General features: G+C 66.4%; 15 protein-coding genes. 6 read left to right on the plus strand and 9 right to left on the minus strand.

Going from position 1 to position 19,298, the window contains the following annotated elements:
- Positions 1–147 precede the first annotated feature (147 nt).
- Positions 148–1,356 carry an NAD(P)/FAD-dependent oxidoreductase gene (locus METUNV1_RS09615; RefSeq protein ID WP_008061199.1) on the minus strand — a complete coding sequence of 403 codons (1,209 nt, stop codon included), beginning with the start codon at positions 1,354–1,356 and terminating at the stop codon, positions 148–150.
- A 412-nt stretch (positions 1,357–1,768) separates the two neighbouring features.
- Between METUNV1_RS09615 and METUNV1_RS09620 the strand changes: the two genes are divergently transcribed.
- Positions 1,769–3,712, plus strand: coding sequence for an ABC-F family ATP-binding cassette domain-containing protein (locus METUNV1_RS09620; protein ID WP_008061200.1), 1,944 nt, complete (start codon positions 1,769–1,771; stop codon positions 3,710–3,712).
- A 169-nt stretch (positions 3,713–3,881) separates the two neighbouring features.
- Here the strand turns inward: METUNV1_RS09620 and METUNV1_RS09625 are convergent, their stop codons facing one another.
- The 5 genes from METUNV1_RS09625 to METUNV1_RS09645 form a co-directional block, all read right to left on the minus strand.
- Complete coding sequence (locus METUNV1_RS09625; protein ID WP_008061201.1) at positions 3,882–4,256, minus strand: carboxymuconolactone decarboxylase family protein; 375 nt, start codon at positions 4,254–4,256, stop codon at positions 3,882–3,884.
- 20 nt (positions 4,257–4,276) lie between these two features.
- Positions 4,277–4,702 (minus strand): hypothetical protein, encoded by a 426-nt coding sequence (locus tag METUNV1_RS09630; RefSeq protein ID WP_008061202.1) that lies wholly within the window; start codon positions 4,700–4,702, stop codon positions 4,277–4,279.
- Positions 4,703–4,801: 99 nt separating this feature from the next.
- A complete protein-coding gene (locus METUNV1_RS09635; RefSeq protein ID WP_008061205.1) occupies positions 4,802–6,640 on the minus strand; it encodes a carbamoyltransferase family protein in 1,839 nt (612 codons plus the stop codon).
- Positions 6,641–6,642: 2 nt separating this feature from the next.
- Positions 6,643–6,795 (minus strand): DUF5989 family protein, encoded by a 153-nt coding sequence (locus tag METUNV1_RS09640; RefSeq protein ID WP_008061208.1) that lies wholly within the window; start codon positions 6,793–6,795, stop codon positions 6,643–6,645.
- 5 nt (positions 6,796–6,800) lie between these two features.
- A complete protein-coding gene (locus METUNV1_RS09645; protein WP_232416322.1) occupies positions 6,801–7,202 on the minus strand; it encodes an SxtJ family membrane protein in 402 nt (133 codons plus the stop codon).
- Between the two features lie 102 nt (positions 7,203–7,304).
- Here METUNV1_RS09645 and METUNV1_RS09650 point away from each other — a divergent pair, with 102 nt between their 5' ends.
- Positions 7,305–8,444, plus strand: coding sequence for an SGNH/GDSL hydrolase family protein (locus METUNV1_RS09650; RefSeq protein WP_008061212.1), 1,140 nt, complete (start codon positions 7,305–7,307; stop codon positions 8,442–8,444).
- A 20-nt stretch (positions 8,445–8,464) separates the two neighbouring features.
- Here METUNV1_RS09650 and chrA read toward each other — a convergent pair whose 3' ends face one another.
- On the minus strand, positions 8,465–9,817 hold the full coding sequence (gene chrA / locus METUNV1_RS09655; protein WP_008061214.1) for a chromate efflux transporter: 1,353 nt from the start codon (positions 9,815–9,817) through the stop codon (positions 8,465–8,467).
- 293 nt (positions 9,818–10,110) lie between these two features.
- Between chrA and METUNV1_RS09660 the strand changes: the two genes are divergently transcribed.
- Positions 10,111–10,608 (plus strand): hypothetical protein, encoded by a 498-nt coding sequence (locus METUNV1_RS09660; RefSeq protein ID WP_242059660.1) that lies wholly within the window; start codon positions 10,111–10,113, stop codon positions 10,606–10,608.
- 389 nt (positions 10,609–10,997) lie between these two features.
- On the opposite strand, the gene thiC is transcribed toward METUNV1_RS09660, so the two are convergent.
- Positions 10,998–12,914: a phosphomethylpyrimidine synthase ThiC gene (gene thiC, locus METUNV1_RS09665; protein ID WP_008061217.1), complete on the minus strand. Its 1,917-nt coding sequence runs from the start codon at positions 12,912–12,914 to the stop codon at positions 10,998–11,000.
- Between the two features lie 397 nt (positions 12,915–13,311).
- Between thiC and METUNV1_RS09670 the strand changes: the two genes are divergently transcribed.
- The 3 genes from METUNV1_RS09670 (at position 13,312) to METUNV1_RS09680 (ending at position 16,888) form a co-directional block, all read left to right on the plus strand.
- Complete coding sequence (locus METUNV1_RS09670; RefSeq protein WP_008061219.1) at positions 13,312–14,514, plus strand: porin; 1,203 nt, start codon at positions 13,312–13,314, stop codon at positions 14,512–14,514.
- A gap of 98 nt (positions 14,515–14,612) precedes the next feature.
- Complete coding sequence (locus METUNV1_RS09675) at positions 14,613–16,301, plus strand: pyrroloquinoline quinone-dependent dehydrogenase (RefSeq protein WP_043359606.1); 1,689 nt, start codon at positions 14,613–14,615, stop codon at positions 16,299–16,301.
- 167 nt (positions 16,302–16,468) lie between these two features.
- On the plus strand, positions 16,469–16,888 hold the full coding sequence (locus METUNV1_RS09680) for a c-type cytochrome (RefSeq protein ID WP_051165342.1): 420 nt from the start codon (positions 16,469–16,471) through the stop codon (positions 16,886–16,888).
- Between the two features lie 129 nt (positions 16,889–17,017).
- Here METUNV1_RS09680 and METUNV1_RS09685 read toward each other — a convergent pair whose 3' ends face one another.
- Complete coding sequence (locus METUNV1_RS09685; RefSeq protein WP_008061222.1) at positions 17,018–19,096, minus strand: sigma-54-dependent Fis family transcriptional regulator; 2,079 nt, start codon at positions 19,094–19,096, stop codon at positions 17,018–17,020.
- Positions 19,097–19,298: the final 202 nt, after the last annotated feature.

The following is a 19,298-nucleotide window of genomic DNA, read 5'->3' on the forward strand; positions in this document are numbered from 1 at the left end:
CGGACTGCACCGCCGTGCGGCGGCCGCGCAGTCCGCATTCTCTCATCCCCGGACGGCGGTGTAAGACCCCGTCCGGCCCGCTGCCGCCCTCTGCATGGGAACGCCGCGCACCGGCCCGCTTTGCGGGGCCGGCGCGTGCGCGATCGCTCAGGGCACGATGACGTAGTACGGGTCGGCCAGCGCGAGCGCGGCGTCGCGGTCGGCCGCGGGCGGGTAGATCCACTGCGTGTTGATGGCCCGCTTCAGCGCCTTGGCCTCCTGATCGCGCAGCTTGACCTGGCGGTCCCAGCCTTCGGTATAGACCGCGCCCCAGGGGCCGAGGTCGAGGCAGGTGACGTATTTGGGCTGGCTGTAGCGCGCGGTGGGCAGGCCCACCAGTTCGGCCGCGGCGTTGTGACCGGCCACCCGGCCCAGACTCAGTGCGTGCTGGCAGGACATGGCGGCCACGTTGCCGAGGTCGTCGGTGGCGGCCTGCACCACGTCGCCGGCGACGAAGATGGCGGGCGCTTCGCCCGCGCGCAGCTCGGCGTCGGCCACCAGCCGGCCATAGCGGTCGTGCTCGCCCGGCACCTGTGCGGCCAGCGCGTTTGCGCGGGCGCCCGCGGTCCACACCACGGTGGCGGCGGCGATGCGTTCGCCGCCTTCCAGCGTTACGCCGTCGGCGTCGATCGCGGTGACGCGTGCCGAGGTGCGGATGTCCACGCCCAGTGCGCCCAGCGCTTCGAGAATGACCGGCCGCGGGCCGGGACCGAGATCGGGTCCGATGTCGGCCGCCTGTTCGACGATGAGCACGCGGACGTCGGCGCTGTCGCCGAACACCGCGCGCAGGCGCTGCGGCATGTCGGCCGCGGTTTCGATGCCGGTGAAGCCGCCGCCGGCCACCACCACGGTGCGGGCGGCGCGGTCGCTGCGGCCGGCCAGCGATTTCAGGTGGGCGTCCAGTGCCTGCGCGTCGGCCAGCTGGTCGACATTGAAGCTGTGCTCGCGCAGGCCCGGAATGTCCGGCATGAACAGGCGGCTGCCGGTGGCCAGCACGAAGCGGTCGTAGCGGAGTGTGGTGAGCGTGCCGTCGTTCGCGCTCACTTCGAGCGTGCTGTCGGCGGCGTGTATCCGCTCGACCCGGCCCGGCAGGTGTCGCACGCCCACCGTGGCGAACAGCGCCGACACGTCGGGCGCCAGTTCGTCAAACGCGGTTTCGTACAGGCGCGGGCGGATGTGCAGTGCCGCGCTCGGCGACACCACGGTGATCGCGACTTCGCCTTCGCGGCCGGCCTGCGATACCGCACGCGCGGCGGCCAGCGCCGCCCATACGCCGGCGAAACCCGAGCCGGCAATCACGATGTTCTTCTGCGTCATGTCACTTCCCTTCCGGTGTGCATCGCGTGGATGCGTAGTCGAACGGCGGGCGGTTCTGCCGCGCGCCGCCGCGGTGGTCATCGCCGGGCAGCGGGCCGGGATGCGGTGGATGCGATCTGAACGTGCTTCGGGAAGCCTCTGTAACGGCTCGCTGCTACGTCGTTCAATAACTACGACTATACAAGTCGTAGTTAAGGCGCGCAAGCGGGCCGGGGCCGCGCGTCCGCGATTCATGAATTCATCCAATGGGGCGGGCGGCCCCCGGGCAGGGCGCTGATTTGACGGGCTTACCGCCACCCCGGATACTGCGGCCCCGGCGCCGCCGCCCGTGTGCGGGCCGGCCGCGCATCCGCCCATCCCCACGTCCTGCCGCCGTTCGCCCTGCGGGAGAACCCGCTGGAGTTTCACCCGCATGATCACGCTCAGAAACGTCGTCCTTCGCCGCAGCGCCAAGGTGCTGCTCGATGGCGCCACCGCCACCATCAATCCGGGCGAGAAGGTTGGCCTGGTCGGCCGCAACGGCGCCGGCAAGTCGACGCTGTTCGCGCTGCTCAACGGCACGCTGCACGAAGACGGCGGCGAATTCAGCATGCCGGCGCAGTGGCGCATGGCACAGGTGGCGCAGGACATGCCGGAAACCGACCAGCCGGCCACCGATTTCGTGATCGAGGGCGACACCGCGCTGCTCGCCGCGCAGAAGGAAGTGCAGGCCGCCGAAGCCACCGACGACGGCGAGCGCATGGCCTACGCCTATATGGCGCTGCACGACGCCGGCGCGCACGACGCGCAGGCGCGGGCGCAGGCGCTCATCCTCGGCCTGGGCTTCACCAACGACCAGATGTGCAATCCGGTGAACAGCTTTTCCGGCGGCTGGCGCATGCGCCTGCAGCTGGCGCGCGCGCTGATGTGTCCGTCCGACCTGCTGCTGCTCGACGAACCGACCAACCACCTGGATCTGGACGCGCTGGTGTGGCTGGAATCGTGGCTCAAGCGCTACGAAGGCACGCTGGTGGTGATCAGCCACGACCGCGAATTCCTCGATGCCATCACCAACGTGACGCTGCATGTCGACGCCGGCAAGCTCACGCGCTACGGCGGCAACTACAGCACCTTCGAGGACATGCGCGCGCAGCAGATGGAGCTGCAGCAGAACGCCTACGCGAAGCAGCAGGACAAGATCGCCCACCTGCAGAAGTTCATCGCCCGCTTCAAGGCCAAGGCGAGCAAGGCCAAGCAGGCGCAGAGCCGGGTCAAGGCACTCGACCGCATGGAGAAGCTGGCGCCCATGCTGGCCACCGCCGACTTCACTTTCGAGTTCAAGGAGCCGGCCAACCTGCCCAACCCGATGCTGGTGATGGAAGACGCCAGCTTCGGCTACCCGCCGCCGGCCGACGCGCCGGCCGGTGCCGAGCCGATTACCATCGTGCGCAACGTGAACAAGTCCGTCATGGCCGGCCAGCGCATCGGCATACTGGGCGCCAACGGCCAGGGCAAGTCGACCGCGGTCAAAACCATCGCCCGCGCGCTGGCGCCGATCGCCGGCCGCGTCACCGAAGGCAAGGGTCTCAGCATCGGCTACTTCGCGCAGCAGGAACTGGACGTGCTGCGCCCGCAGGACAATCCGCTCGAACACATGACGCGCATGGCGCGCGAAGGCCTGCCGGCCGGGCAGAGCGGCCGCGAACAGGACCTGCGCAACTTCCTCGGCACCTTCAACTTCAGTGGCGACATGGTGAAGCAGGCGGTCGGCACCATGAGCGGCGGCGAGAAGGCGCGGCTGGTGCTGTGCATGCTCGTGTGGCAGCGCCCCAACCTGCTGCTGATGGACGAACCGACCAACCACCTCGACCTCGCCACGCGCGAGGCGCTGGCGGTGGCGCTGAACGAATTCGAAGGCACGGTGATGCTGGTGAGTCACGACCGCTCGCTGCTGCGCTCGGTGTGCGACGAGTTCTGGCTGGTGTCGCGCGGCGGCATCGAACCGTTCGACGGCGACCTCGACGACTACCAGCGCTACCTGCTGGACGAAGCGAAGCGCGCGCGCGAAGTGCTGAAGGATTCGATGAAGGCCGCTCCGGCCGAAGCCGCGCCCGTCGTGCAGGCGCCGCCGGTCGCTGCGCCGGTGAAGAAGGCGCCGGTGAACCTCAAGGCGCTGAAGAACGAGCTCGGCAAGCTCGAAGAGCGCATCCTCGAACTGCAGACGAAGAAGCACGCGCTCACCGCAAAGCTCGCCAGCGCACTGCCGCCGAAGGAAATCGGCGAAGTCGGGAGTGAACTGCAGAAGGTGGACGAAGAGCTTGAGACGCAGGAAATGCGCTGGCTCGAAGTGAGCGAACAGATCGAAGCGGCGGGCTGAAGCCGCGGCAGCGCAAGCTGCCTCAGTGAGAGGGCGGCTTCAGTGGGAGCGCGATTGGAGTGGGGGCGGCGCCCCCGCCGCGATCAGCCTCTGCCCGGTGCGCCCCACTCCGTCTCTCGCCCGCATCGCGGCGAGGGCGCCGCTCCCACGGGTGTGAGGCGGCGGCGCCTCAGAGCTGATACGAATCCAGCACTTCCTGCGCTGCGCGAAAGGCCTCGCCGGCTGCAGGCACGCCGGCATAGACCGCACAGTGCAGAAGGGTTTCGCGGATTTCCTCGACCGTGCAGCCGTTGTTCAGCGCGCCGCGCACATGGCCTTTCAGCTCATGCGGACTTTTCAGCGCCGTCAGCGCGGCCAGCGTGACCAGGCTGCGCGTGCGGCGGTCCAGACCTTCGCGCGCCCACACGCTGCCCCAGCCGTGCTCGTTGATGAATTCCTGCAGCGGGCGGGTGAAATCGGTGGCGTTGGCGTGGGCGCGGTCGACGAAGGCGTCGCCCATGACGCTGCGGCGTATGGTTTCGCCGTTCGAAGTGTGGTCGCTCATGGCATGGATTCCGTGCGTGCTTACTTGGCGGCCGCTGCGGCCTTGGCGTCGTCCTCGCAGCGGCGGATGGACGAATCCTTCGCCGCGCCGGCCAGCGGCTTGCCGTCCTTGCTCACCGCGCGTGCCTCGCAGCCGAGCGCCTGCACGGCGTCGCGCTGGCAGCGGCCGACCGATGCATCCTTGGCGGCACCGGCGAGCGGCTTGCCGTCCTTGCTCAGCGCCTTGGCTTCGCATTCGGCGGTGAGGCCGGCTTCGCGATAGCAGCGCTTCAGGAAACCGTCCTTGGCGGCGCCGGCCAGCGCCTTGCCATTCTTGTCGACCGCGTTGGCGTCACAGCGGGCGCCGGCCAGTGCGGCGGACGTGCTGTCGGCGGAGAACGCGGGCGCCGCGCACAGCAGGGCGGCGGTCATCAGTGCGATGCGGGAAATCGATGCGGTGCGGGTCATGTCCGGCTCCTCGATGGGTGGCGACAGCCCTCACTGTAGCGCCGACCGCGGCCGCCGCGCCACCCTCGCGGCATGACGGGCTGCCGGCGGCGGGCCGGCTCAGTCCAGCTCGTAGGCGTTCTTGTAGTCGAGCTTGAGCGCCGGGTCCTGGCGCGACTTTTCCAGCACGCAGTTGCCGACCACCAGCAGGTCGATCTCGCTGCCCATCAGGCAGCGGAAGGCGTCTTCCGGCGTGCTCACGATGGGTTCGCCGCGCACGTTGAACGAGGTGTTCACCAGCACCGGGCAGCCGGTCAGCGCCTTGAAGCGGGAAATGAGCCGGTGGTACAGCGGATTGGTGTCCGCATGCACGGTCTGGATGCGCGCCGAGTAATCGACGTGGGTGACCGCGGGGATGTCGGAGCGCGGCACGTTCAGCTTGTCGATGCCGAACAGCGCCTGCTGCTCGGCAGTCATCGGCTTCTGCTTCGCCTTCGCGACGTCGGCCACCATGAGCATGTAGGGGCTGTCGGTGTCGATGTCGAACCACTCGCTCACGTCCTCGCGCAGCACGCTGGGTGCGAACGGGCGGAAGGATTCGCGGTACTTCACCTTCAGGTTGAGCTGCTTCTGCACGCTGGGCGAACGCGGGTCGGCGATGATGGAGCGGCCGCCGAGCGCGCGCGGGCCGAATTCCATGCGGCCCTGGTGCCAGCCCACCGCCTTGCCTTCGGCCAGCGCGCGGGCGGTGCAGTCGATCATGTCGTCCTGCGACAGCGTGTCGAACACCGCGCCGGCCGCCTTCAGGCGCAGTTCGATGTCGTCCTGGGCGTAGCTGGGGCCGAGGTAGCTGCCGTGCATGCCGTCGCCGGCGCGCACGGTGCGCGGCTGCTTCAGCGCCAGATGGGTGGCGGCCAGGGCCGCACCGACCGCACCGCCGGCGTCACCGGCGGCCGGCTGCACCCAGATGCGGTCGAACACGTTCGCCCGCAGCAGCTTGCCGTTGGCCACGCAGTTCAGCGCCACGCCACCGGCCAGGCAGAGATTGTTCAGTCCGGTCGACTTGCGGATGCCGCGCGCCAGCCGGATCACCACTTCTTCGGTCACCGCCTGCACCGACGCGGCCAGATCCATCTCGCGCTGGGTGAGCGTGCTTTCCGGCTTGCGCGGCGGGCCGCCGAACAGCGCGTCGAAACGCTCGTTGGTCATGGTGAGACCGGTGCAGTAGTTGAAGTACTGCATGTCGAGCCAGAAGGAGCCGTCCTCCTTCACGTCGATCAGGTGGTCCAGCATGGTCTGCGCGTAGCGCGGTTCGCCGTAGGGCGCCAGACCCATCACCTTGTACTCGCCGGAATTCACCTTGAAGCCGGTGTAGTAGGTGATGGCCGAGTAGAGCAGGCCGAGCGAGTGCGGGAAATGGATTTCCTTGTGCACCGACAGGTCGTTGCCGCGGCCGATGGCCAGCGAAGTGGTGGTCCACTCGCCGACGCCGTCCATCGTGAGCACCGCCGCCTCTTCGAACGGCGACGGGAAGAAGGCGCTGGCCGCGTGGCTCAGGTGGTGTTCCGAAAACATCAGGCGCGTCGACCAGTCGACGCCGCTGTCCGGGAACTGGCCTTCGAGTGCGCGGGTGATGACCGACTTCTGGAACAGCTTGTCCTTCAGCCACACCGGCAGCGAGGTGGCGAAGCTGCGGAAGCCGCGCGGCGCGAAGGCCAGATAGGTTTCCAGCAGCCGCTCGAACTTCAGGAAGGGCTTGTCGTAGAACACGACCTGGTCGATGTCCTGCGGCTTCAGCCCGGCGTGGGCGAGGCAGTAGTCGATCGCGTGCTGGGGAAAGCCGGCGTCGTGCTTCTTGCGGGTGAAACGCTCTTCCTGGGCGGCTGCCACGATGTCGCCATCGACCACCAGACAGGCGGCCGCGTCGTGGTAGTAGGCCGAGATGCCGAGAACCCGCATGCTCAGAACAGCGTGTAGATGAAGGGTGCGATCACCGAGCCCTGGGCGGCGATGAGCAGCGCACCGATGGCGACCATGATGATGATGACCGGCATCAGCCAGAGCTTCTTGCGGGTGCGCAGGAAAGCCCAGAGTTCCTTGATGAATGCGTTCATGCGGATCAGAACTGGTTCTTGAACGAATCGGCGGCCGGACCCGGCGGGTCGCGGTCGATCCAGTGGCTGCTCACGGTACGGCGGCGCATGCGCAGTTCGTCGCGGCCGCGCAGCCGGCCGAACAGCGCCACCGGGGTGATCAGGCCGAAAAAGATGACGCCCATGACGATGGGACTGACGATGCGGCCCAGCAGTTCGCCGAGCAGGTACCAGGCGCGGTTGAACGGCGCCAGCAGCCGCGGCGCGAACAGCGTCACCGCGGCGGTCAGCGCCGAGGCGGCGCCCCAGGCGATGGCCGCTTCGCGCTGCCAGCCCTTGTAGACGGCATAGCCCGCCAGACCGGCGAACACCACCGTGAACAGCAGGCCGAAAGAGCGTTCGGAAGGGGGGGAAGACGTGGATTTCACGGCCGGCACTCTACCATAGCGACCGCGACGGCTCCGGCGGTGCACAATCCGCGCCTTCGCCCGTATCGCCCCGACTCGACCCCGACCCGGAAAAGGATTTCCATGAGCGGCCTGCGCAGCCGGCTGGTCCGTTGGACCGGCTATGTCATCTTCTTCTTCATTACCACGGTGCTGCCGCTGAACTTCATCGTGCTGTGGTTCGTGAACCAGAAGGTGCTGACCGACGCGTCCTATTACGTGACCAAGACGCCGGTGTTCAGCTACCTGATTCCGGACCTGAAGCGCGGCGAGCGCGAGCAGGTGCTGTTCGTCGGCGATTCGCACGCCCAGGGCGCCGGTGACGCCTACCGCGACCGGGTGCACGACTACTCGCTGGCCCACATGTACGCCGCCGCGCACGAAGCGACCGTGCACATGACCGGCAAGGGCGGTTACGGCAGCCTGCGCGCTGCGCGCAACGCGATCTGGCTGGATACGCTGTTCCGCCGCTCGCTGTTCCTGCGTGACATGCCGGCCATCGATCGCGCGGTGGTGCTGTTCTACGAGGGTAACGACCTCAACAACAACATCCATGAGCTGAAGGAGTTCCGCGATCCGGATTCGCCGCAGGCGCTGATCGACCGTTCGCAGCCCACGCTGCGCGACATCGTGGTGGATGGTCATCTCGCCGGCGCGCAGGCGCTGCTCTACACCTTCAACGACCACACGGTACGTCCGCTGTTCGACCGGGCGGCCGGCAACGACCCGCACACTTCGGAAGACACCACGCACGGCCATGTGGACATCACGGTGGCCGGCGAAACCCGCCGCGTGCCGCCGATGCAGTCGGCGGCGGTGGAACTGGACGACGCCCAGCTCGACCGCGCGCTGAAGGCGTTCGAGGATTCGGTTGCCGCGGTGCGCCAGCACTTCCGGCCGAAGCGGCTGGACATCGTGTACATCCCGTCTCCGCTGACCGTGTATCCGCTGCAGGGCGAGGTGCGCATCCAGCCCTATCACGCGAAGATGGACAGCGTGGATGCCGCCCGCAACGCCGAACGCAGCCGCGTCATCCGCAGCCGCATCGCCGCCTACGCGCAGCGCGAAGGCATCGCGCTGATCGACCCGACCGAGGCGATGCAGGCCGCCGCGCACCAGCGCTTCCTGCACGGCCCCAAGGATTCAAAGCATCCCAACCTCGACGGCTACCGCCTCATTTTCGACTACTGGCAGAAGCAGGACGCGGCTGCGCCCGCGCGCTGAACCGGCGCCGCTGGCCGGCGTCAGCCGCCCAGCGTGCGCACCGCCAGACCGACCGCCGCGCAAGCGGCGATCACGTGGATCACGTTCCGCCGGAAGCGGAACAGCGCCACCGCCGCGCCCAGCGCGATCAGCGCCGACGGCAGGTCGAAATGGCCGTCGAAGCCCTCCGGCCACAGTACGTGGTAGCCGAAGAACAGCGCCAGATTCAGGATGACGCCCACCACCGCCGCGGTGATGGCGGTCAGCGGCGCGGTGAATTTCAGGTCGTCGTGGGTGGATTCCACCAGCGGCCCGCCGGCCAGGATGAACAGGAAGGACGGCAGGAAGGTGAACCAGGTCACCAGCGTGGCCGCCACCGCGCCGGCCAGGAAAAGGCTGTCCGGGCCGAACACCGCCCGCATTTCGTCATTGAGGTAGCCGCCGACGAAGCCGACAAAGGCCACCACCATGATGAGCGGGCCGGGCGTGGTTTCGCCCAGCGCCAGACCGTCGATCATCTGGGTCGGCGTGAGCCAGCCGTAGTGTGACACCGCGCCCTGATAGACATAGGGCAGCACCGCGTAGGCGCCGCCGAAGGTGAGCAGGGCCGCCTTGGTGAAGAACCAGCCCATCTGGGTCAGCGTGTGCGACCAGCCCAGCAGCAGCGTGAGCAGCGCCATCGGCCCCGCCCACAGCAGCGCACCGGCGAGCACGATGCGCACCAGCCGGCCGACGCTGAAGCGCGCGTGCTCGGGCGTCGGCGTGTCGTCGTCGATCAGCGCCGGGGCGTGGGCGCGCTGCGCGGCGCCGTGGCCGCCGCCGGTACGGAAGGTGGCCGGCGACAGGCGTCCGCCCACATAGCCGATCAGGGCCGCAGCGACGACGATGAGCGGGAAGGGGAGGCCGAGCGCGAAGATGGCGACGAAGGAGGCGCCGGCGATCGCCCACAGCGTGTTGTTCTTCAGCGCCCGCGAGCCGATGCGGTGGGCTGCCTGCACCACGATGGCGGTGACCGCCGGCTTGATGCCGTAGAACAGCCCGGCCACCAGCGGCACGTCGCCGAAGGCGATGTACACCCAGGACAGCGCGATCAGGATGAACAGCGACGGCAGCACGAACAGCGCACCGGCGACGATGCCGCCCCAGGTGCGATGCATCAGCCAGCCGATATAGGTGGCCAGCTGCTGCGCCTCGGGGCCGGGCAGCACCATGCAGTAGTTCAGCGCGTGCAGGAAGCGGCGCTCGGAAATCCAGCGCCGGTTATCCACCAGCTCCTGGTGCATGATGGAAATCTGGCCGGCCGGACCGCCGAAGCTGATGAAACCGAGCTTGAGCCAGAACAGGAAAGCTTCGCGGAATGAAACCTGTGCGGGTCGGTCGGCGGGGGCGGTCATCGTGAGCGTGCGGCGGCGGTCGGAGCCGCATTGTGCCCGAGGCCTGCGTCACCGGCGTTGCGGCCCGGACGACGACTCGGTCCACCCAATCGGCCGGTCTGCTGGCCTTCATCTTGCTACAGGTACCGGGTCCATGCCCCGACGCGAAGTTGAGGAGCTTCGCGCGGCGACCGGCCCACCGGTCGATGGACACGCGACACCCATCCAGAACCCCACAAAAGGGAGCCGTCATGAAATACCCGCTGTTGTCCGGAACCTGCCTTCTTGCCGTGCTGCTGAGCGGCTGCTCCAGCATGAGCGGTACCGCTCGCGACAACTCGACCGAGCAGCACAAGCAGTACTGGGCCAATTACGAACACTCCCGCAGCGCCATGCCGGCGGCGTCCGAAAAGAAGCCGCTGTTCGGCGGTGGCAGTTCCGACCAGGACACCGTGGCCGCTTCGCGCGCCGCACGCATGGGCCCGGGCTGTACCGAACCCGGCGCCGACAGCACGCTCAAGCTCATCAGCCAGCTCGAGGCGTCGGGCAAGGCCGCCAGCGGTCAGGTGGACGCCAATGTGGTCCGTCTGGCCGAGCGCGCACAGATGCTGAATTTCCTGCGTGAATCGCTGTACCGCACCTGCGAACGCGTGGCTGCCGGCCAGATCACGAAGGAAGAGGCTTCAGCGTCCTACGACAAGGTGATGAACTCGGTGCACGCCATCATCGAAACCGACCGCGATCTGGCCCGCAAGTCGGCGGCCGAAGCGCTGAAAGGACTGACGCCGGAACAGATCAAGGCCCTGCAGTAAGACCTTTCGCCCCTCAACCGGATCGCCCGATCCGGTTGAGACAGACAAGCCGGTGAGACTGTTGATGAGACAGTTGACCGGACGATCTGTCTCGTCTGTATCACCTGTCCGCTTCCGGACGAACGAATCGATGACGCCGGCAGCCGCTCACTGAGGTGTTTTCGCGAGTCGTCAGGAGCCGCATCGCGGCGAGGGCGCCGCTCCCACTACATCGTGTGTGTCCCGCGTGTGTCTTTTCGCGGCGAGGTCGCCGCGCCCACGACACTGAAATGCGGGGTGCAGGCGCGCGTGGGAGCGGCGCCCTCGCCGCGATCCAGCCTCCGGATGAAGTGCGGCGGACCCGGCGCCGCACCCGCAGGCGATGCGGGAAGCGGCGCCGGCCACGGGCCTTACACCTTGCGGTAGATCTCCGCGCCCGACTTCACGAACTCCACCGCCTTCACTTCCATGCCCTTCTGCAGGGCTTCGTCTTCATTGAGGCCCTGCTTGGCCGCGAAGTCGCGCACATCCTGCGTGATCTTCATCGAACAGAAGTGCGGGCCGCACATCGAGCAGAAGTGCGCCACCTTGGCCGATTCCTTCGGCAGCGTCTCGTCGTGGAAGCTCTTGGCCTTGTCCGGATCGAGGCCGAGGTTGAACTGGTCGTCCCAGCGGAACTCGTAGCGCGCCTTTGAGAGCGCGTTGTCGCGGATCTGCGCGCCCGGGTGACCCTTGGCCAGATCGGCGGCGTGGGCGGCGAGCTTGTAGGTGATGATGCCTTCCTTCACATCGTCCTTGTCCGGCAGGCCGAGGTGCTCCTTCGGCGTCACGTAGCAGAGCATGGCGGTGCCGTACCAGCCGATCTGCGCTGCACCGATGCCGCTGGTGATGTGGTCGTAACCGGGCGCGATGTCGGTGGTCAGCGGACCCAGCGTGTAGAAGGGCGCTTCCTTGCAGTACTCGAGCTGCAGGTCCATGTTCTCCTTGATCAGGTGCATCGGCACGTGACCCGGACCTTCGATCATCACCTGCACGTCGTGCTTCCAGGCGATGTCGGTCAGTTCGCCCAGCGTCTTGAGCTCACCCAGCTGCGCGTCGTCGTTCGCGTCGTAGATCGAGCCCGGACGCAGACCGTCACCCAGCGAGAAGGCCACGTCGTAGGCCTTCATGATTTCGCAGATCTCTTCGAAGTGGGTGTAGAGGAAGCTCTCCTTGTGGTGAGCCAGACACCACTTGGCCATGATCGAACCACCCCGGCTCACGATGCCGGTCATGCGGTTGGCGGTCATCGGCACGTAGCGCAGCAGCACGCCGGCGTGGATGGTGAAGTAATCGACGCCCTGTTCGGCCTGCTCGATCAGCGTGTCCTTGAAGATGTCCCAGGTGAGCTCTTCGGCCTTGCCGTCGACCTTCTCCAGCGCCTGATAGATGGGCACGGTGCCGATCGGCACCGGCGAGTTGCGGATGATCCACTCGCGGGTTTCGTGGATGTTCTTGCCGGTGGACAGATCCATCACCGTGTCGCCGCCCCAGCGGATGGCCCAGGTCATCTTGTCGACTTCCTCGTTGATCGAGGAGCCGAGAGCCGAGTTGCCGATGTTGGCGTTGATCTTCACCAGGAAGTTGCGGCCGATGATCATCGGCTCGCTTTCCGGGTGATTGATGTTGTTCGGGATGATGGCGCGGCCGCGGGCGACCTCGTCGCGGACGAATTCGGGCGTGATCTCGGCGGGAATGGAAGCACCGAAGCTCTGGCCCGGGTGCTGGCGGGTGAGCAGCTTGGCCATCTTCTCGCCGGTCGGGCCGGCGGCGCGCAGTGACTCAAGATAGGCCGCACGGTTCATGTTCTCGCGGATGGCGATGAACTCCATCTCCGGTGTCACGATGCCCTGGCGGGCGTAGTGCATCTGGGTCACGTTGCGGCCGGCCTTGGCACGGCGCGGGTGGCGGTGCAGGCCGGGGAAGCGCAGGTCGTCGAGCGCGGCGTCGGCTGCGCGGATGCGACCGAATTCGGAGGAGAGGTCGGTGAGCACCTCGGTGTCGCCGCGTTCCTCGATCCAGCGCGCGCGCAGCGCGGGCAGGCCTTTGCGGATGTCGATCGAGGCCTTCGGGTCGGTGTAGGGGCCGGAACAGTCATAGACGAACACCGGCGGGTTCTTCTCGCCGCCGAAGCCGGTGGGCGTGTCGGCCTGAGAGATTTCGCGCATCGGCACCCGGATGTCCGGGCGCGAACCTTCGAGATGGATCTTGCGCGAGTTCGGCAGCGGCGCGATCGCCGCCTCGTCAACGTGTGCCTGCTCGGCGAGGAAGGTGTCTTTGGCGTTCATTGAAACTCCTGTTCGTACTGCAGTCCGGTTCGTTATTGCGGGTGCTTCGAGTGCTCTGGGCGCACCTCGTCCAGTGACCGACGCAAGTTCCAGTCCACGGCCCTTCAGCGCTTGCCGCAGAGCCCGGATCCGGCGCCAGTCATGGCGGACCGGCTGTCTCAGACGTCTCACCGCACCGGGGTGCGGAAGGCGAGACAGTTGTCGCAGACGGGCTGCGTCTCACCCGTACAGTTGTCGCACCCCTTCCTGTCTCATCCAGTAACCCCCAGGTTTCATGCGGGTTTCCGGGCGATTGCTTCAGTGGCATGAATGCTGCCTTAGCTGTTCCGACGGTGGTCCGGTCCGCGGACGCCGCATTCAACCAGTGATTCATCACCAGCATCACACGGAGGGGAACATGACAAGAACTGGACGCAAGTCGCTGAACAGCGCCGCAGCAAATCTCTCGCGCAAGCTCACGGTGGGCGCAGCCGCCGTTGCGGCGCTGTCCGTGCTTTCGTCGCCGGCCATGGCCGATATCGTTATCGGCGAAATGGGCGGTACCAAGCTTTCGATGTTCGGCATCATCGACGTTGGCATGCTGTACAACAGCCAGGCCAACGCCGCAGGTGACAGCCGTACCTCGATGGAAACCAGCGGTCTGCGTCAGACCGTGATCGGTTTCAAGGGCGAACGTGAACTCGACGTGAACCTGACTGCCTTCTTCAACCTCGAGTCGCACTTCGACACCAACAACGGTTTCCTGCACGGCACCGGCGATGCGGCCGGCACCGGTCCCGGCGGCGTGAGCACCCCGCTGTTCCGTCGTCAGGCCAACCTGGGTGTCCGTGGTGACTGGGGTAGCCTGACCTTCGGTCGCCAGTACGGTCCGGCCCTGCTGGCCCACATCGGTACCGAACCGCGTGCGTTCAAGGAGCAGTTCTCCAACCTGTACGCCTGGGCCTACGGCCAGCTGTTCACGACCTTCAACGCACCGGCAGGTGGTGGCGGTCGCAACACGAACAACGACGTTGGCATTTTCATGAACAACGCCGTTCAGTACCGCAACACCTGGGGTCCGGTGACCGTCGGCGTGCTGTACTCCTTCGGCGGCCAGGCTGGTGACTTCAAGGACAACAGCGCCTACGCGCTGGGTGTGACCTACAACGGCCCGGTCACCCTGTCCGGTTCGTACCAGGCCTTCCACGACGAACAGACCGGCAAGAAGGTGGTGGATCACACCTCCCTCGGCTTCGCGATCCCGTTCGGCGACTTCACCTGGAAGAACAACTGGATGAACGCCAAGAACGACAACAGCGCCGGCAACAAGCTGTTTGACGTGAATGGCTACAGCACCGGTCTGGACTGGAAGTGGAGCGCCAAGAACTCGGCTACGCTCGCGTTCTATCTGAACAAGGACGATGCCAACAAGACCGATGAAACCAAGTTCATCGTGATCAGCAACGACTACCAGTGGCGTCCGGACACCACGCTGTACGTGCAGGCCGCCTTCGCCGACGCCGATCCGGGTGCCACCCTGCGCACCAGCATCGTCGCTGCCGGCGTGACCCCGGGTGAGAAGAGCACGCTGATCAACGTCGGTCTGAACTTCATGTTCTGATTTGCAGTTCCCGCAGCATCCGTAGTGGTAGTAAAGGCAGTACCGGTGGCGGGGGACGCAGCCCCCGCCACCGCAAAAACATAATGGAGACCTGATTGATGAACCCGATTCGCAAGCAGTTCCGCCCCGCGCTGATGGCGTCCGCCATTGCCGCCGCGTCGATGATGTCGCTGTTCTCTGCCCCGGCTGCCGCCCAGTCCGGCCCGGGCTTCGAGGACCCGAACAACTGGCCGCAGTACCACCGCACCAGCAACGCCTGGCGCTTCAGCCCGCTGAACCAGGTTAACCGTGACAACGTGAAGAAGCTCAAGGTGGCGTGGATCCACCAGCCGGGCACCATCACGCACGGTCTGCAGGCCACCCCGATCGTGATCGACGGCGTCATGTACTCGATCTCGGCCAACAACAATGTGTGGGCCATCGACGCCGCCACCGGCAAGACCATCTGGCAATACGCGCCCAAGCTCGACAAGATCGTCGATCAGGTGTTCTACGGCGCCGCCAGCCGCGGCGTGACCGTGGGCCGCGGCAAGGTGTTCCTCGGCACGCTGGACGGCCGCTTCATCGCGCTCGACCAGAAGACCGGCAAGGAAGTGTGGTCGACCCAGCTGACCAATCCGAAGACCCAGTACGGCGCGCTGTTCTCGGCACCGCCGCAGCTGGCAGGCGACGTGCTGTTCGGTGGCACCACCGGCGGCGACCAGCCGATCTCGGGCAAGATCTACGCAGTCAACGCCGACACCGGCAAGCCGGCGTGGACCTTCGACGTGATCCGCAACGACCCGAAGAGCTGGCCGGGCGACAGCGGCAAGGTGGGTGGCGGCAGCGCATGGATGCCGGGCACCTACGACGCGAAGTCGGACACCATCTACATCGGTACGTCCAACGCTGCACCGGACTACTACAACTACGACCGCAAGGGCGACAACCTCTACACCGCGACGCTGCTGGCCCTCGATCCGAAGAGCGGCAAGGTGAAGTGGCACCGTCAGGAAGTCCCGCACGATTCGTGGGACTACGACTCGGCGTACGAAGCGCTGGTCGTGCAGAAGGATGGCAAGGACGTCATCGTCCACCTGAACAAGGGTGGCTTCGTGTTCGTGATGGACAAGAAGGACGGCAAGCTCGAGAACGTGTGGCAGTTCGCCGAGAACGTGAACTGGGTCAAGGGCATCGACCCGAAGACCGGTGCGCTGATCGATCCGATCTACCCGGAAATCGACAAGACCAAGACCTTCTGCCCGAACCTGCTGGGTGCGCGCAGCTGGAACCACGGTGCGTACAACCCGGGCACCGGCCTGTGGTACTCGCACGCGATGGAAGTGTGCAACGACGTGGTCGCCGGCAAGGACGATCCGGACAACCTGAAGTCGGTGTCCTCGCTGTCGCTCGGCATCGAGTCGATCAAGCTGGTCCCGCCGCCGGGCAGCAAGCCGCATGGCCGTCTGGATGCGCGTGACCCGATCACCGGCAAGCGCAAGTGGTCGATCAAGTACGACCTGCCGCCGCTGTCGTCGGTGCTGACCACCGCCGGTGGCCTGGTGTTCACCGGCGACATGGAAGGCAAGATCTACGGCTACGACGCCGACACCGGCAAGGAACTGTGGACCTTCAACGCAGGTTCCGGCCTGCGTGGCGGCCCGGTGAGCTACTCGGTCAAGGGCAAGCAGTACATCGTGTTCCCGACCGGTCTGGGCTCGCACGCTCCGGGCTTCCTCGCCGGTGCTTTCCCGCAGATCAAGGATCTGCCGGGCGGCGCGGCGATGATCGCCTTCACGCTGGAGTAAGTGCTGTACCGCCCCGCCGTGCGGACACACGGCGGGGTGTCAATGTCTCCTCATTCACGGGCGGTAACGGGAGTGACCGCCCGTCTTTTTTTGTTCAGACTTCCGAACTCAAAAGACACAAGAACATCAGAGAATCTGAGCGTCAACCCGGGCAGGAAAGCAGAAACATGAAAGACCGCAACGCCTTCATTTCTCCTCGTACTTCTTCCTTCCGCGGTGCCGTGCGGGCACTGCTGTTCGCAGGTGCCGCCCTGGCACTGCAGGCCACCAGCGCGCCGGTGATGGCACAGGAAGCGGCCTCCGCCGCCCTGCCGAAGCCGAGTTTCGATCTGGAAGATCCGGCACGCATCGCGTCCGGCAAGAAGCGATTCAACAAGACCTGTGCCGGCTATTGCCATGGCGCAGAAGGGGTCGGTGGCCGTGCCCCCGACTTCAAGGGCCGGACCGACCTGCCGCCCGAAGCGGCCTTCCACACCATTTTCCACGGCCGTCGTGGCTCGGACATCATGCCGCCTTGGGGCGAAGCATTCTCGACCGACCAGATCTGGGAACTGGTGGCCTACATCAAATTCCTCGGCACGCAGTAATTCAGCGGCCTTCCGCATGAAGCCCGGTGCGCCGCAGTGCGTGCCGGGCTTTTTGTTTGACGGTCTCTCGACGAAAGGAAAAACGGGGCGCCATGGCGCCCCGTCCGGCTGGATGCAAGCCTGCCTGGCTCAGCCGTGGCCAACCACGCTGTCCTCGCCGTCCAGATAGTTCGGCGCGACGATGCGCAGGCGGGCCATCTTGCGATAGAAGGTGGCGCGCGACATGCCGAGCTGGCGGGCGGTTTCGGTCACGCGCCAGTGGTTGCGGCGGAGCGCGTCGAGCATCTTCTGCCGCAGCTGCAGACAGGCTTCGTTCAGCGGTTCGCCGTCGCGCAGTTCGCACGGATCGGGTGCCGCAGCAACGCTGCGCGGCAGGCTGGGCGCGGCCGCCGGCGGCTGCTGCTGGGCCGGCTGCGGCAACGCGCGCGCCTGGCTGGCCGCGCTGCCCCGCAGTTCCTGCGGGAAGTGCTCGATCGCGACCTGGTTGCCGTCTGCGATCGCACAGGCGTAGCGGATGGCGTGGCGCAGCTGGCGGATGTTGCCCGGCCAGTCGTAGGCCAGCAGGCGGTTCATCGTGTCTTCCGCGATGCGCAGTTCTTCGCGGCCCATGGCCGCGCACTCCTCGCGCATCACCAGCTGGATCAGCTCGCGCTTGTCCTCGCGGTTGCGCAGCGGCGGCAGCATGAAGCTGGCGCCGTTCAGGCGGTAGAACAGGTCTTCGCGGAAGCGGCCCTGACGTACCAGTTCCGGCAGGTCCTGGTGGGTGGCGCAGATCACGTGCAGATTCACCGGCGTCGGCTGTTCGGCACCCAGCGGCACCACTTCGCCTTCGGCCAGCACGCGCAGCAGACGGCTCTGCAGCGACAGCGGCATGTCGCCGATTTCGTCGAGGAACAGCGTGCCGCCGTCCGACTGCAGGATCTTGCCCTTGGCGCCCTTGCTGCGCGCGCCGGTGAAGGCGCCGTCGCGGTAGCCGAACAGTTCGCTCTCGATCAGGCTTTCCGGAATGGCCGCGCAGTTCAGCGCAACGAAAGGCTGCTTCGCCCGCTCGCTGTAGTCGTGGATGGCGCGTGCGAACGCTTCCTTGCCGGTGCCGGTTTCGCCGAGCAGCATGACCGGAATGTCGCGGTTCGCGACCTTCACCGCACACTGCACATTGCTCTTGACGCGCGGGTCACCCAGCGCGAGGTGGCGGAAGCCGCGCGGCGCGGTGGCGTTTTCTTCGGTCAGCACCGGCTTGGACTGCGTGACCTGGGCCGGTGAGCGTGCGTTCGGGGCGCGCAGCACCGCGAACAGGCGACGGCCGGTGGCCAGCATGCGCAGCGGGAAGGGCGTGCCCGGGCTGGCGTGGGCCGACACCATGATGTCGTTGGCCGAGCACTCGAACAGGTCGTGCAGGAACTCGGCACGGCGGCCGTTGTGCGTGATCAGTTCGTTGCGGGCCCGGCGGTTGCCGCCAATGATGCGGCCGTCGTCGTCGAAGGCGATCAGGTAATCGGTTTCGACCGGCATGAACTCGGCCACCTGGCCAAGCTGCAGCGTCCAGTGATTGCGCAGGCTGTAGTGGGCGTAGGCATCCTCGATCAGGCGGGCCTTGTCGCACACCATGCGGAACACCAGCAGCTGGCTCTCACGTGCGTCCGGCGAGAACAGCGCGGACGCGTCCAGCACCGCGATCGGTTCGTCCTGCAGGCCCAGGATCGGGGCCGAGCTGCAGGTGAATTGCGTGTTGTGCGAACGGAAGTGTTCGCCGCGATGGATCAGCGTGGGCTGGCGGTCGATCAGCGTGGTGCCGACGCCGCAGGTGCCTTCGCTCTCTTCCGACCAGCAGGTGCCGGCGCGGAAGCCTTCGTCCTTGAATTCGCGTTCCAGGTGAGGAACGGCGCGGTAATCCACCGTGACGCCTGCGGCGTCGGTCAGCAGCACGCAGTAATTGGCAGGCAGGAGTTCGTTGTGGAGGCGCTCCACGCCTTCACGGGCGATGCGCATGAAGGTTTCGATGCGATCGCGGTGCTCGCGCAGTTCGTAGGCGGTGACCACCTTGGGTACCGACGACAGCGAGGGGTCGATCGAATGCTTGTTCAGCGAACGCTTCCAGGAGCGTGCCACGCGTTCGTGATGCGGATCGGACAACAGCGGATGGCCACGGCCTTCCACGATGTTCATCACGCGTCCGACGTGGTCCGCGATCTCGCGACCGTGTCTCATACAGCGCCTCCTCCGATTTCGGTTTTTTACTTCTTTGTGTGGCGATCTGTGTCGCCTGAGGGAATGGTTCCCGTGTTGTTCCGTGAGGGTAGGCGTGCTTTCACCGGAATGCAACGCGACGAATGTCTCCGAAAACTGAGACAGCTGTCTCAGACCGAGAGGCGCACGGCGTCTCACTTCCCGGGCTTTTTGTCTCGCTCAT

It is taken from the genome of Methyloversatilis universalis FAM5, from assembly GCF_000214035.2.
GTDB classification, from domain to species: domain Bacteria; phylum Pseudomonadota; class Gammaproteobacteria; order Burkholderiales; family Rhodocyclaceae; genus Methyloversatilis; species Methyloversatilis universalis.